Source organism: bacterium, assembly GCA_035528375.1.
Lineage (GTDB): Bacteria > RBG-13-66-14 > RBG-13-66-14 > RBG-13-66-14 > RBG-13-66-14 > RBG-13-66-14.
Genome location: DATKYS010000073.1, coordinates 42,052 through 56,700, shown reverse-complemented (window position 1 = coordinate 56,700; position 14,649 = coordinate 42,052). Strand labels below are relative to the sequence as shown.

The following is a 14,649-nucleotide window of genomic DNA, read 5'->3' as shown; positions in this document are numbered from 1 at the left end:
GATGAGCTACACGGCCATATCGCCCTTTCAACCGGCGAAGACGAACCGTTTCAACAAGATCCGCATCACCATGGCCTCGCCGGAGACCATCCGCTCCTGGTCCAACGGAGAGGTGAAGAAGGCGGAGACCATCAACTACCGCACCCTGCGCGCGGAGAAGGACGGTCTCTTCTGCGAGCGCATCTTCGGGCCCACCCGCGACTGGGAGTGCTTCTGCGGCAAGTACAAGCGGGTGAAGAACAAGGGGGTCATCTGCGACCGCTGCGGCGTCGAGGTGACGCTGGCCAAGGTCCGGCGGGAGCGGCTGGGGCACATCGAGCTCGAGGTGCCGGTGGCCCACATCTGGTACGTCAAGGGCACCCCGAGCCGGGTGGCCACGCTCTTGAACATCTCCACCCGGGACCTGGAGCGGGTGCTCTACTACGAGAGCTACATCGTCACCGACCCGGGCTCGACGCCCCTTTCGTACAAGCAACTTCTGACCGAGGAGCAGTACCAGAAAGCGCGGGCGGCCTTCAGCTACGACTTCGAGGCCGACATGGGGGCCGGGGTCATCCGGGAAATGCTCACCGCCATAGACCTCGAGGACCTGGTGACCGACCTCAGGGCTGAGCTGGAGGCGGCTTCCTCGAAGCAGGCGAGGCACAGCATCCTCAAGCGGCTGGGCATCGCCGAGGCCTTCCGCAAGAGCGGCAACCGGCCCGAGTGGATGATCCTCGACGTCATCCCGGTGATTCCGCCCGAGCTGCGGCCCCTGGTCCCCCTGGACGGGGGGCGCTTCGCCACCAGCGACCTGAACGACCTCTACCGCTCGGTGATCCACCGCAACAACCGTCTGCGTCGCCTGAAGGAGCTGTCGGCTCCGGCGGTCATCCTGCGCAACGAGAAGCGGATGCTGCAGGAAGCCGTGGACGCGCTCTTCGACAACGGCCGTCGCGGGCGCGCCGTGCGCGGCTCCGGCAACCGGCCCCTCAAGTCCCTCTCCCACACGGTCAAGGGCAAGATGGGCCGGTTCCGCCAGAACCTCTTGGGCAAGCGGGTGGACTACTCAGGCCGCTCGGTGATCGTGGTCGGCCCGGAGCTCAAACTCCACCAGTGCGGCATCCCCAAGCGTATGGCCCTGGAGCTCTTCCGCCCCTTCGTCATCATGCGCCTCGAGCAGGCGGGTATCGTCCACACCGTCAAGAGCGCCCGAAAGCTCCTGGACCAAGTCTCGCCCGAGGTGTGGGACATCCTGGAGGAGATCATCCAGGACCACCCGGTGATGCTCAACCGCGCGCCGACCCTGCACCGCCTCGGCATCCAGTCCTTCCAGCCGGTGCTGGTCGAGGGGGAGGCCATCCGCATCCACCCCCTGGTTTGCACCGCGTTCAACGCCGACTTCGACGGCGACCAGATGGCGGTCCACGTGCCGCTCTCCGTGGAAAGCCAGCTCGAGTCGCGCCTGTTGATGCTCGCCACGCACAACATCCTCTCCCCGGCCAACGGCTCGGCCTTGGCCACGCCTACCAAGGACATGGTCCTGGGCGTGTATTACATGACGAAGCCGAAGCTGGAACGCACCCCGCCGGAGAAGTGCCGCCGATTCCCGAACATAGACGCGGTCAGGCTCGGCTACGACCTGGGAATGCTGGACCTCCACGAGGACGTTCTGGTCCGGCGCGACCCCGACTGGCAGGTTCTCCCGGAGGACCTCTCGGGCGAGGGCCGAGTCTACACCACCGTGGGCATCGTGCTCTTCAACCAGCTCCTGCCGCCCCGGATGCGCTGGGAGTCGCAGCTGATGAAGAAGAGCGCCGTAACGAAGCTCGTCGGCGAATGCTACAAGCATTACGGCGAGGACCTGACCGTCGAGCTGCTGGACAACCTCAAGTGGGCCGGATTCCGGTTCGCCACCCAGTCGGGTCTCACCGTGGGGATTGACGACATGGTCATCCCCGAAGAGAAGCCCGTCATCATTCACAAGACCGAGGAGGCGGTGAAGCGGGTGACCCGGGACTACAAAAGGGGCGAGATTTCAAACGGTGAACGCTACAACATGGTCATTGACGCCTGGACCGACGCCACGGACCACGTTGCCGACCAGATGTTCCTCACCCTGTCGCGGAACCACGGGGGCTACAACCCCATCTTCATGATGGCCGACTCGGGGGCGCGGGGCAGTCGCCAGCAGATACGACAGCTAGCCGGGATGCGCGGCCTGATGGCCAAACCCCAGAAGAAGGTCACCGGCTCCATCGGCGAGATCATCGAGGAGCCGATTCTGGCCAACTTCCGCGACGGCCTGTCGGTTCTGGAGTACTTCATCTCCACCCACGGCGCCCGGAAAGGGCTGGCCGACACGGCCCTGAAGACCGCCGACGCCGGCTACCTCACCCGCCGGCTGGTGGACGTGGCCCAGGACACCATCGTCACCCTCCACGACTGCGAGACGATCCGGGGGATAGACATCGAGGCCCTCCACGAGGGCGACGAAATCATCGAGCCCCTGTCGGACCGCATCCTCGGGCGGGTGGTGCTCGACGACATCTACCACCCGGTGACCAACGAGGTCCTCGCGCACTCCGGCGAGCTGATCGGCGAGGAAAAATCGCTCATCATCGAGGATTCCGGCTTGGAGCGCGTGAAGATTCGTTCGGTGTTGACCTGCGAGGCGGAGCACGGGGTGTGCGCCCTGTGCTACGGGGCGAACCTGGCCACGGGTAAGCTGGTGGACATCGGGGAGGCGGTGGGCGTCATCTCCGCCCAGAGCATCGGCGAGCCGGGCACCCAGCTCACCCTGCGCACCTTCCACATCGGCGGCACCGCGAGTCGGATCATCCAGCAGACCCACGCCGAGGCTCGCCGCCCCGGCCGCGTCGAGCTGCACAACCTGGACACCATCGTCAACCAGGAGGGCCACCGCCTGGCCAACAGCCGCAACGGCCACATCGTCCTCTACGACGACGAGGGCAACGAGCTCATAAAGTACGACGTGCCCTACGGGGCCGAGGTCCGGGCCGGGCACGACCAGAAAGTCAAGCGGGGTGACATCCTCCTGGCCTGGGAGCCTTACACCAGCCCGATTCTTTCCACCATCGAGGGTATGGTGGAGTTCGTGGACATCCTGGACGGCGTGACCATGGCCGAGGAGCTCGACGAGTCCTCGGAACGCATCCAGCGCGTCATCACCGAATACAAGGACAAGAAGCTCCACCCCCAGATTTTAGTCCACGGCGAGAATGACAAGGAGGAGGTTTACTCGGTGCCCATCGGCGCCTACCTCCTGTCCCACCACGACGAGGAGGTCAAGGCCGGCGACGTGCTGGCCAAGATCCCGCTGGAGTGGGGCAAGACCTCGGACATCACCGGCGGCCTGCCCCGGGTCGTCGAGCTCCTCGAGGCCCGCAAGCCCAAGAATCCCGCCACCATCACCGAGATAGACGGCCGCGTCTCCTTCGGCCAGCCCAAGAAGGGCAAGCGTTCGATCAAGGTTGCCAACGAGGTTGAAGAGCGGGAGTACCTCGTGCCCTTCGGCAAACACGTCATCGTTTTCGAGGGTGACGAGGTTCAGGCCGGCGATCCCCTGACCGAGGGGGACATCAACCCCCACGACCTTTTGGCGGTGAAGGGCTCGACCATCGTGCAGGAGTACCTGGTCAACCAGATCCAGGAGGTTTACCGGCTCCAGGGAGTCTCCATCAACGACAAGCACATGGAGGTCATCGTCCGCAAGATGCTCCGCCGGGTGCAGATAGACGACATCGGTGACACGCGCTTCCTTCCGGGCGAGCTGGTGGACCGCCACGCCTACCGGGACGAGAACCGGGCCGTCATCGAGGAGGGGGGGAGACCGGCCACCGCCCATCCCGTGCTTCAGGGAATCACCAAGGCCAGCCTGTCCACGGTGAGCTTCCTGTCGGCCTCCAGCTTCCAGGACACGACCCGCGTCCTGGCCGAGGCCGCCGTGGCGGGTAAGCGGGACTTCCTCCGCGGTCTGAAGGAGAACGTGCTCGTGGGGCGGCTGATTCCCGCCGGCACCGGCCTGCACTCCGAGGCAGTCTACGAAACCGCGGCGGAGGTCAAGTACACCGCCGAGCCGCAGGAAGAGGTGGAGAAGGCGCCCGGAGGAACGGCCCTCCAATTCGAGGTTTTCGACGGGTCCGCCGATGAGCCCGACGAGGAGGAGACCGAAGTCGAAAAGGAGGAGGGCGAACCGGTGATTCCCGAAGAGGAGCTCGAGGAGCACGATTAAATTGCGCGGGCCCGGGGATTGGATGGGCGTCTGATTTGACTTTTTCTCCACCGAAAAGGTGGCCTGGGATTAGCCGACCGCGGGCCGGGGGACGGGATGGCTGAATACCGCGTGCTCCGGGCCGAGTTCGTCACGAGCGCGGCCTCGCCGGACGGCCTCCCGGAACCCGTGGTGCCGGAAATAGCGCTCCTCGGTCGCTCCAACGTGGGCAAGTCCAGCCTCATCAACAACCTCGTGGGCCGGAAGCGTCTGGCCTACACCAGCTCCACGCCGGGCAAGACCCGGCTTTTGAATTTCTACCAGGTCCAGTTGCGCACGGGGCGGGGCTTTACCGACCTGCGCCTGGTGGATACGCCGGGCTACGGCTACGCTCGGGCGCCGAAGTCCGAAGAGGAGCGCTTCGACGAGCTGGCGTGCGCCATTCTGGCCGCCTCCCGGCCGTCACGCGCCGGCGCGGTGCAGATCGTTGACGCCCGCCACCCCGGTCTGGAGAGCGACGTCGCCGCCCGGGAGTGGCTGGGAGCCCTGGGGGTTCCCGCCGTCGTGGCGGCGACCAAGGCCGACAAGCTTTCCCGCAACCGCCTCCGGCAAGCCCTGGCCGAACACCGCCGCGCGCTCGGGGAGATGCCCATCCCCTTCTCGGCGGTTACCGGCGCAGGGCGCCAGGAGCTGTGGTCGGCGGTCCTCGAGATGCTCCGGCGCCACGGGGGGCTTGACTGAGAGCTCGGGAAGTGCTACATTGAACGGGCTTTCCACAACCTGCTCGCCCCCGATGGGGGTGAAGGGTGGTGTTAGTCATGCCCAAAGCGTTTTGGACCGTTCTCTTCGGGCTCGCCCTCGCCGGGGCGACGTCGGCCGGGTTCACGGCCATCCTCCAGGAGGATATCACCGAGGATACCGTCTGGGACATCTCCGGTTCCCCGTACGTGGTCTACGGCAACCTGTACGTCACCAACGGGGCCACGCTGCGCATCGAGGACGGCGTCACCGTGCGCTTCGACAAGGTGAGCCACGACGGCGGCCGCTGGGACGGCGCCGAGATCATCGTCATCCACGGCTCTCTGATCGCCGAGGGAACCCCCGGCTGGCCCATCGTCTTCACCTCAAACGAACAGATACCGTTCCCCGGTGACTGGGGCGCCATCGTGGTCGAGGGCGACAACCCGGTGATTTTAGAGAACTGCCGCCTCGAATACGCCAAAGAGGGCCTCCTTCTGTGGAATATGACCGTCAGCTCCTCCATGTCGTCGTCCATAACCGGGCTCGAGATAACCAACTGCTCGGTCCACGGCATCGGCATCGTGGGCGGCACCCCGCCGGACATCTTCGGCTGCACCATCGTGGGCAACGGCTCCGGGCTGCCCTACCAGGGCGGGATCAACCTCATGGACTGCGCGGCCACCATCAACCAGAACAACCTCTTCGACAACTACCCCTACAACCTGGTGAACGATTCCATCTACAACATTGACGCCACCGAGAACTGGTGGGATTCCGTGGACGAGATGGAGATTGCCCAGAATATCTTCGACTACCACGACCGCAGCGTCCTGGGCGAGGTGGATTTCGTCCCCTTCCTGACCGAGCCCGCGGGGGACGGCGGCGGCGTGGCCTGGCAGACCTGGGGCCTCATCAAGTCCGCCTACGAGGATTACTGATCCGCGCTTTAAGGATGTTTAAGGCGGTCCACCGGGCCGCCTTTTTCCGCGAAAAAAACCGCAGTCGCATTCGACGCCTTTTTAAGGCGGTCCACCGGGTCGCCCTTTTGGGCTCTTGACAGCCGGCACCGGTCCCGCTACCATACCCTCTGCGGATAAGGAGGACCCTTGCGCTCACGTTGGTCCATAGTGGTCGCGGCGTCGGTGCTTCTGGCGGCACTCTGCGCGTGCGAGTCGGAGGAGCCGGAGACGGAGCGGACGACGGACACGGTCGAACCGGTCCTCGAGTTCAGCACCATGTACCTCCAGTCGGCCTCCGCCCTCCTCCGGGAGCGGACGGGGGAGTACACCGACGGCATGGACGCCCTCGCCGGGCTGGACACGGAGCTCGCCGCCCACGGGGTCGCCCCGGCCGGCCCTCCCTTCATCCGCTACCTCGGGAAGGGGGACGACGGCCGCGCCCGGTACCAGGTCGGGGTGTGCGTGTCGTCCGAGGTCAACCCCTGGGGGGACCTCTCGACCCAGAATCTCCCCGAGCGGCTGGTGGCCTACCTGGAAACCAGCGGCCCCTGGTCCGAAACACGCGCCTGGGAGCACGAGGAGCTCGCCGCCTGGGCCGAGAAGGCCGGCTTCGAGATTACCGGCACCGCCTGCGACTACTTCCTGAACTGGGGCACCGAGGGCCTGCCCGATAGCCTCATGGCCGAGGTGACCCTGCCCATCCAGGTCCCCGAGGAGCCGGAGGAGTAGCGGCCGGTCGCCGGGCGCGTCTGGTCGGGCGTCTTTTAATGTTGCCTGCGGTATTGCGGATCGCATCCGCTGCGATATTCCAGGCACGTCCGGTCGGGCGTTTTTTTAATGCCCACCGGTCCCCCCGGTGCAGGGGTGAGGGAGGGCTTGCAAGGATAACTCACTGCGGAGACGTCGGAGGGGGCGTCTTTTTTAACAGCATCGTTTTTTGATGCACGGGAGGGTTTGGAGACCCCGCTGACGGCCGTTGAACGACGATGACCTGCAAGACCCGGCTGCCACACGTGTCATGGGCTCCTCGGGTGGGACCGGGCCGGTTGACTTGAAAGCCCGCCTCTGCTACCTTCACCGCCGTCAATTTCAACCAGGGGGAGCCCCGTGGCCATCCTCATAGACGAGAACTCCCGCGTCCTGGTCCAGGGCATCACCGGCAAGACCGGCCGCTTCCACGCCTCCCGGATGCTCTCCTACGGCACCCGCGTCGTCGCCGGCACCTCCCCCGGCAAGGGCGGCCAGGAGGTCGAAGGGGTACCGGTCTTCGACACCGTGGCCGATGCGGTGGAGGCCACCGGGGCCGACGTGAGCGTCCTGTTCCTCCCGGCCCGCTACGTTTTGGATTCCGCCGTGGAGGCCTGCCGCGCCGGCATGAGACTGGTCGTCGTCGTCCCCGAGCACATCCCGGTCCACGACATGCTCCGCCTGCGCGAGGAGAGCGAGAAGAGCGGCACCCGGGTCCTCGGGGGCAACACGGCGGGGGTCATCTCCCCGGGCCGCTGCAACGTGGGCATCATCCCTCCGCTGGCCTTCGAGCGGGGCCGCGTCGGCACACTTTCCCGCTCCGGCTCCATCACCTACTACATCGCCGACACGCTGACCCGGTCGGGCTACGGCGAATCAACCTGCGTGGGGATGGGCGGCGATCCGGTTCTGGGCTCGACTTACAACGACCTCCTGCCGCTCTTCGACGCCGACGACGGGACCGACGCCGTGGTCATCACCGGTGAGATAGGCGGGATTTACGAGGAGCTGGCCGCCCCGGCCGTCCGGGCGATGAAGAAGCCGGTGGTGGCCATGATCGGCGGCGTCTTCGCCCCGCCCGGAAAACGCATGGGCCACGCCGGAGCCATCGTCGAGGGGCGCATGGGCACGGCCGATAGCAAACTTGAGGCTCTCGAGGGCGCCGGGGCCCGCATCGCCAAAACCTTCGCCGACATCCCGCGTATTCTCTCCGAGCTCGGCATCGAGCCCGCCAACGAGCCCCACGTCATCGAGGGCGGCCGCGTCGGCGGCTAAAGTGTTCCGTCAACACCGATCGGAGGTCGCGTGGGTGAGAAGTGGATCACCAAAATCACCCGGGTGGAGCCGAACCGCTTGACGCTGAGGGGGTACGCCCTCGACGAGCTCATCGGGGCGGTCCCCTTCACCTCGGTGGCCTTCCTGGCCGTGATGGGCCGGCTGCCCGTCGAGGCGGAGGCCCGGCTCTTCGACGCCGTACTGGCCAGCTCGGTGGACCACGGCGTCACGCCGCCCTCGACCCAGGTGGCCCGCACCATGGCCTCCACCGGCGTCCCGCTGGTGCAGGCGGCGGCGGGCGGGATCGCCACCATCTCCGACTACCACGGCGGCGCCATCGAGAACGCCATGCGCGCCTTCTCCGGCATACCCGAGGACGCGGGGGAAATCGTGGAGGCGGCCAAGGCGGCGGTGAAGGCGGCCCGCGACTCCAAGCGCGTCCTCTTCGGCTTCGGCCACCGCTACCACAACAAAGACCCGCGCACACAGCGCATTTTGTCCCTGGCCCGGGAGCACGGATTCCACGGCCGCTACTGCGCCTACGCCCTCGCCCTGGCCGACGCGCTCTCCGAGGACGTGGGGCACAAGATGCCCCTGAACGTGGACGGCGCCATCGCCGCCGTTCTCTGCGAGCTGGGCTTCCCGCCCGAGGTCGGAAACCTCGTCTTCGCCCTGGCCCGGTTCCCCGGCCTCATCGCCCACGTCCACGAGGAGCGCACCGCCTTCAAGCCCATGCGCAAGATAGTCGTCGAGGATTGCGAGTACGGCGGCCAGGCCGGCAAGACCCTCCGCTCCGATGGAGGGTAGATCGTCAACCTCGATCCGATTCTCAAACCGTCCCCCGGGGGCGGTTTTTTTCGGGGGGTTCCACTCAGGCCCCGGAGGTGATACCATCCTCACGTATCGGGCCCCCCCAAAAGGAGCGACATGGTCGAGAAGCTTTTAGAGGCGATCCCCGAGTTCAAGCTCATCGAGGACATAGGCCTGCGTGAGATGTGCATCGAGTGCTGGCTGCGCGGGATTGACCTGGGTGAGTGGACCTTCGAGGAGGCCCTGGAAATACCCTTCACCCTCCAGATCGAGACGCAGGTGACCCTCGTCGAGCACACCCGGGGGGTGACGCTTCTGGCCGACGCCATGGCCGGGGTCATCAACCAGTTGGACCAGGACGACCTCAAGGTGAACCACCAGTACGTCATCGCCGGGGCGCTCCTGCACGACGTGGGGAAGCTCCTGGAGTTCGGCAAGGGCGACGGGGGGTTCGTTAAGAGCCGCATCGGCCGCTACCTGCGACACCCCATCACCGGGGTCTGGCTGGCGATGACGGTTGGGCTGCCGGTGAAAATCGCCCACATGATAGGCTCCCACGCCTTCGAGGGGGACAGGACCCCCCGCACCGCCGAGGCGATAATCATCCACCAGGCCGACTTCACCTGGTTCAACGCGCTGAAGAAAGAGTTCAAGTAGGGCAAGATAACACCTACTTGTTTTTAAAACTACTTTTAAGTAGCTAGGGGTGTAGTATGAAAAAGCAGTTAGAAGACCTTAAAAAATATCTATTAAGTGATAAAACCGAGGATGCGACAAATCATCTTGTATATCCTTTATTTACAAGTATTTTCCGTACTATTCGTAAAGAATCAGATGCAGAAAATTTAGATATTTATATCGAATCGCGATTAGGTATTGAGTTGAAAACTGAATATGACGATTGGCTTCCCGGTTTTTATCAAGTGCTTCATTACCGTAAAAAGGGTATGAATTTCTCAGCCGTTTGTGTAATTGCACATAAGTTTATAGGTTTATGGAAGCTGTCCTCAATCCCGCAATTTGCACTTGATTTAGCTGATAAAGCCAGCGCTCATAAAGCGGCTAATGAAGTAGGTAGAAGTAACGCGAGAAAGACAAGTAAGGGTCAAATTGTGGAAATTATTAGTTCAGCCGCTATTTGTCTTAGAAAGGAGGACTTCGAAGGATTATTTAGCGGTGATGTAAACATCCGAATTGCTGAGTTTGCCGATTCACTAAAGCACTTAGATTCGGTGCGGCTCCAAATAAATCCTCAAAACTTCATTCAAATAATTGAACTTTTAAAGGCTTACTTTGATGATCCTTTAAAGGCGATTCATTGCTTCTACACGATAGTCAAATTCTGGGACGTCACCTCAATTGTCGCAGACCCTGCACCTAATAAACTGGCTTACCTCAATATTCAAAGTGGCAGGAGGCGGAGTGAAGAGTTCTTTGTAAATCCTAGACATCATGATGAATTCCGCAAGTTTGTCGAGAAATATTACATCTTTACTAACGAGGGTTCAGGGTTGACTGTTGATTATTACTTCAGTCGTTTTGATGAAGTCATAACCAGATTAGAACCCGAATACACGAAGCAACATGGCGTGTTCTTCACCGATCATAACCTAAGCAGATTCGCGCTTTGGTTTGAACATCATTACTTTGAAAAGAAGTTGAGCGAGAAGTATATAGTGCTTGACCCAGCGGGTGGCTCTGGTAATCTTGTAACAAGCTGGCGTAATCATCTAAAACACAAAATAGTTTCAGAGATAAATCCTGATTTATTAAGAATTATTGAGCGAAGGATGAAGGCGGACGAAGATCAAATAAAAATTGGCTTCACTATCGTCCCTAAAACTGCACTAGGGGAAGGACTAAACTTCCTTGATAAAACAGCTTTTGATTATTTGACTTATATTAAAAATGAATTGAATGAGAATAACTTAAAGCTTGATAAACCAATTGCATTTCTACTAAATCCGCCTTACAAGAGCACGGATGAAAATGAAAGATACCGCAAGACTACCGGCGCAGATTATGTAATTGACGAATCCATTCTAGAGCTAACGGGCAAGGACGCGGGGAATGAGAGATACCTCGCCTTCCTTGGACAAATACTTAACATCTGCAAGTTACAGGTCGCTGAAAGGCCAGACATAAAACCACTATTGATGATTTTTACGCCTACTTCTTGGCTCATCCCTCGGCCAACTTACATACCATTCCGAAGAGAGTTTGACAAGCATTTCAAGTTTGAAAAGGGTTTTATGGTGACAAGTAGAGAATTCTTCAAGATAGGCGGTAAATGGCCAATTACCTTTACAATATGGAGCTACAATTATAAAAATAATGGCAATAATAATGTGGTAAAGTTGAAAGACTATACGAAAATGAAAAAGGATGCTTTATGTATTAACTGGCAGGGCTCGTTAAACGAGATAAACTTGGCTTTACAAAAGGTTGTGCGAGGTAGTAAGACGATTAAATTAACTCAGGACAGACTCTCTATTAAAGAGTGGTGTGGTCAGAAGATGTATGATTTTAAAAGAAGTAGAACTAAAGCAGAGCAACAACTTGATGTGGTGGGTGGCTTGCCCCTTGAAGATCCGAGAAGAAAGAATAAAAAAACCTACGGGATTACAAGCTCTCAATACATAGGTTTTATGGATGATGAGACTCCGGTTCGTATCAAGCCAAAAGACGATGGCCGTTTTACACAAAATCACGAAGAACACGTTTGGTTCAGACTAGATAGTGATTTTAAGGGTATGAATAGAACTAGATTACTTAATGGTCCTCCAGATAATAGGGGTTACTGTGCCTATGATTTAGATTCATCTAAGAAATTATTTACATGGTTTGCTATGACAAAGGCACTAATTGTTCATGGGTATCCACTTTGGGCGAACCAGTACGACATCTGGATGCCCAACATTACAGAGAAATTTAATAAGTACTTCTATTCATTGTGTTTTACTTTCGGTTTGGCTGAAAGCAGCTGTGTCGTTACGAAGTTTGAGGCAGATAATCCGATTAATGGTGCACCAGAAGTATTTGTTGACAACCCACTCTGTCCTACAAATCCTGATTCTTTTTGGTCCAAGACACTAGACAACCAGGTGGTGAAAAGACCGATTATGGCGAGGGAATTAGTGGATTCAATTAGAAAATTGTACGAAGTATGGAAAACTAAGTACTGTGTAAATAGCTTTGTTCCATCTGTTGGTTTAGATGATGAGCCTTATTTCAAGTACTTCAATTACCCAGACTTCATTACGCCTTTTTCAGGCATAGTTCAAATTAAAAAATATGCAGAGGTAAATCGTGCGGATGATATAGATAAACAAATTAAAGAAATAAACGAAAAGAAAAAGACAGTGTTACAAGAAATTTATCGTTTGCTTACTGAAGAATTTAAGTACTTTGACTAAAGAAAGTTAGGTGTTAATGGCGGGGAAGACCGTAATCGAGAAGATTCTCTCGCGGGCGGCGGGGCGGGACGTGGAGCCGCTGGACCGCGTCTGGGTGGACGTGGACCTGGCGGTGGTGCGCGACTTCGGCGGCCCCAACGTCGTCCTCGAGTACGAGGAGCACTTCGGCGACACGCCACCGGCGGACCCCTCCCGCATCGCCATGACCTTCGACTACCAGGCCCCGGCCAAGGTCACCAAGGTCGCCGAGAACCAGGGCATCTGCCGGAAATTCGCCAAGAAGCACGGTATCGAGTCGCTCTACGACGTCAACCGCGGTATCGGCCAGCACGTGCTCCTGGAGGACGGCCGCATCTACCCCGGCCAGGTGGTCATCGGCACCGACAGCCACATGAACCTTTTGGGCGCGGTGAACTGCTTCGCCACGGGGTGCGGGACGACGGACGTGGTCGCCGCCTGGAAGACCGGCCGCCTGTGGTTCAAGTGCCCCCCCACCCTCAAGGTCGTCGTCACCGGCAAATACTCCTACCCCACCGGCGCCAAGGACCTCACCCTCTTTCTCATCAACAAGCTCGGCACGGACCTTCCCAACTACCGGGCCGTCGAGTTCTCCGGCGAGGCCATAGACGAGCTGGACCTCGCCGGCCGGCTGACCCTGGCCAGCCTGATGACCGAGATAAACGCCAAGATAGCCTTCTTCCCGCCGTCGCCGCGGGTGGACGCCTGGCTGGAGGGGCGGCTGGGGCGCAAGGTGGAGCCGCTGGCGCCGGACCCCGACGCCGGTTACCGGGCCAGGCTGGGCTACTCGGTGGACGGGCTTCGTCCCCTGGTGGCCCTCCCCCACTACCCGACCAACGCGCTGCCGGCGGGAGCCGCCGGTGTGGCCGGGAAGCGCATCACGAGCGCCTTCATCGGAAGCTGCACCAACGGGCGGATCGAGGACTTCCGCGCCGGAGCCGAGGCGCTCACCCGCGCCGGCGGGAAGGTCCACCCCGACGTGATGCTCACCGTGGTCCCCTCCACGGCCGAGGTGGCCCTGGCGATGCTGGAGGAGGGGCTCTACGACACTTACATGCGCGCCGGGGCCATGGTGACCAACCCCGGCTGCTCGTTGTGCACCATCGGCCACCACGGGGTGCTGGCCCCGGGGGACGTGCTCGTTTCCACCTCGAACCGCAACTTCGAGGGCAAGCTGGGGCGGGGGGCGGAAATTTACCTGGCGAGCCCGGCCACGGCGGCGGCCAGCGCCGCCCGCGGCGTCATCACCGATCCCTCGATCCTTTAAAAACCGGGAGACCCGATGAAATTCAGGGGCAAGGTCTGGGTCGTCGGCGACGACATTGACACCGACCAGATCTACCACGGTCAGTACCTGCCGCTGACCGATCCTTCCGAAATGGCCGCCCACGCCCTGGAGTTCGTCCCCGGCAAGGAGGGCTTCGTCGCCCAGGTCGAGGACGGAGACATCCTCGTCACGGGAAAGAACTTCGGCTGCGGCAGCTCCCGGGAGCACGCCGTCCTCTGCCTCAAGCACGCCGGCGTGGCCTGCATCGTCGCCGAGAGCTTCTCGCGGATTTTTTACCGCAACGCGGTGAACCTGGGTTACCCGGTCCTCGAGTGCCCCGGGATAGTCTCCGCCGTGACCGAGGGGGACGAGATCGAGGTGGACACGGACTCGGGCGAGGTAACCGACCTGGTCACCGGGAAGGGTGTGACGGGCGTGCCGCTCTCCGACGTGGAGGCGGAGATCAGCCGGGCGGGCGGCCTGTTGGAGTACATAAAAACGGAGCAGCCGTAACGGCCGTCCTGCGCGGTTTACCTTTCCCGCCGTGAGGACTGCAGGGCGCGGACGAGGATGAGGGCTGTTTAGAAAAAACGGCGGGGACTAAAGTCCCCGCCCTACATTTAGGTGCATGGCGGTGGATAAATAATCCCGGGCGGGTGTGGACACCCGCCCCTACGCCTGAACGACGCGCGACCCACCCGTAGGGGCGACCGTCCACGGTCGCCCGAGGGTGGGCCTGAAGGCCCGCCCCTACGTCATCGCAGCGAAGCACGGGCCGGGGTGAGTGAAACGGCGGCCCGCAGAGGACTCGTCCTACGGGGCCGCCCTACATCAGAGCGGCTAGGTACGGGACGGGGTGAGGGCTCTACCGCTTCGTCACACTATCGCCCTGATCCGGGTGCCCGCCGGGCCGGTGTTTTCCCAGATCAGCTTCTTCGGCTTCTGATTGTTGATGGTGAACTGATCTGGCTTGAGGTCCCGCTCGACCATGATTCTCGGCACGATTAGCGTGAATTCGTTCTTGGACGTCTTCCTGCAGTGGACGACCTCACCCTGAAACGTCGCTCGACTCTCGTTCATACTCCCCTCCGTATAAGCGATCGCCGCCACGAGTAAATTTGTTAATGGACTCGAGGCTGTGTGCGACGAGCTAAGTCCTTGTAACGCCACCCCTTCCGCAAAATAAAAAGGATTGGAGCAGAA

Annotated in this window: 11 protein-coding genes; 10 read left to right on the top strand and 1 reads right to left on the bottom strand. The window is 60.6% G+C overall.

Going from position 1 to position 14,649, the window contains the following annotated elements:
- Position 1: 1 nt before the first annotated feature.
- From rpoC to VM054_05785, 10 genes are all read left to right on the top strand, one after another.
- On the top strand, positions 2 to 4,234 hold the full coding sequence (gene rpoC / locus VM054_05830; protein ID HUT98582.1) for a DNA-directed RNA polymerase subunit beta': 4,233 nt from the start codon (positions 2 to 4) through the stop codon (positions 4,232 to 4,234).
- A gap of 96 nt (positions 4,235 to 4,330) precedes the next feature.
- On the top strand, positions 4,331 to 4,954 hold the full coding sequence (gene yihA, locus VM054_05825) for a ribosome biogenesis GTP-binding protein YihA/YsxC (protein HUT98581.1): 624 nt from the start codon (positions 4,331 to 4,333) through the stop codon (positions 4,952 to 4,954).
- Between the two features lie 77 nt (positions 4,955 to 5,031).
- Entirely contained in the window at positions 5,032 to 5,892 is an 861-nt protein-coding gene (locus tag VM054_05820) for a right-handed parallel beta-helix repeat-containing protein (GenBank protein ID HUT98580.1), read from the top strand.
- 168 nt (positions 5,893 to 6,060) lie between these two features.
- Positions 6,061 to 6,642: a hypothetical protein gene (locus tag VM054_05815; protein HUT98579.1), complete on the top strand. Its 582-nt coding sequence runs from the start codon at positions 6,061 to 6,063 to the stop codon at positions 6,640 to 6,642.
- 378 nt (positions 6,643 to 7,020) lie between these two features.
- Complete coding sequence (sucD, locus tag VM054_05810; protein ID HUT98578.1) at positions 7,021 to 7,935, top strand: succinate--CoA ligase subunit alpha; 915 nt, start codon at positions 7,021 to 7,023, stop codon at positions 7,933 to 7,935.
- Positions 7,936 to 7,965: 30 nt separating this feature from the next.
- The gene (locus tag VM054_05805) at positions 7,966 to 8,742 is read left to right on the top strand and encodes a citryl-CoA lyase (GenBank protein HUT98577.1); all 777 of its coding nucleotides are present in this window, start codon (positions 7,966 to 7,968) and stop codon (positions 8,740 to 8,742) included.
- A gap of 120 nt (positions 8,743 to 8,862) precedes the next feature.
- Positions 8,863 to 9,402 carry an HD domain-containing protein gene (locus VM054_05800; protein ID HUT98576.1) on the top strand — a complete coding sequence of 180 codons (540 nt, stop codon included), beginning with the start codon at positions 8,863 to 8,865 and terminating at the stop codon, positions 9,400 to 9,402.
- 56 nt (positions 9,403 to 9,458) lie between these two features.
- Positions 9,459 to 12,161 carry a hypothetical protein gene (locus tag VM054_05795; GenBank protein ID HUT98575.1) on the top strand — a complete coding sequence of 901 codons (2,703 nt, stop codon included), beginning with the start codon at positions 9,459 to 9,461 and terminating at the stop codon, positions 12,159 to 12,161.
- Positions 12,162 to 12,177: 16 nt separating this feature from the next.
- Positions 12,178 to 13,446 carry an aconitase/3-isopropylmalate dehydratase large subunit family protein gene (locus VM054_05790; GenBank protein HUT98574.1) on the top strand — a complete coding sequence of 423 codons (1,269 nt, stop codon included), beginning with the start codon at positions 12,178 to 12,180 and terminating at the stop codon, positions 13,444 to 13,446.
- Between the two features lie 15 nt (positions 13,447 to 13,461).
- On the top strand, positions 13,462 to 13,959 hold the full coding sequence (locus VM054_05785) for a 3-isopropylmalate dehydratase small subunit (protein ID HUT98573.1): 498 nt from the start codon (positions 13,462 to 13,464) through the stop codon (positions 13,957 to 13,959).
- Positions 13,960 to 14,322: 363 nt separating this feature from the next.
- Here the strand turns inward: VM054_05785 and VM054_05780 are convergent, their stop codons facing one another.
- Entirely contained in the window at positions 14,323 to 14,526 is a 204-nt protein-coding gene (locus VM054_05780; protein HUT98572.1) for a hypothetical protein, read from the bottom strand.
- Between the last annotated feature and the right edge of the window lie 123 nt (positions 14,527 to 14,649).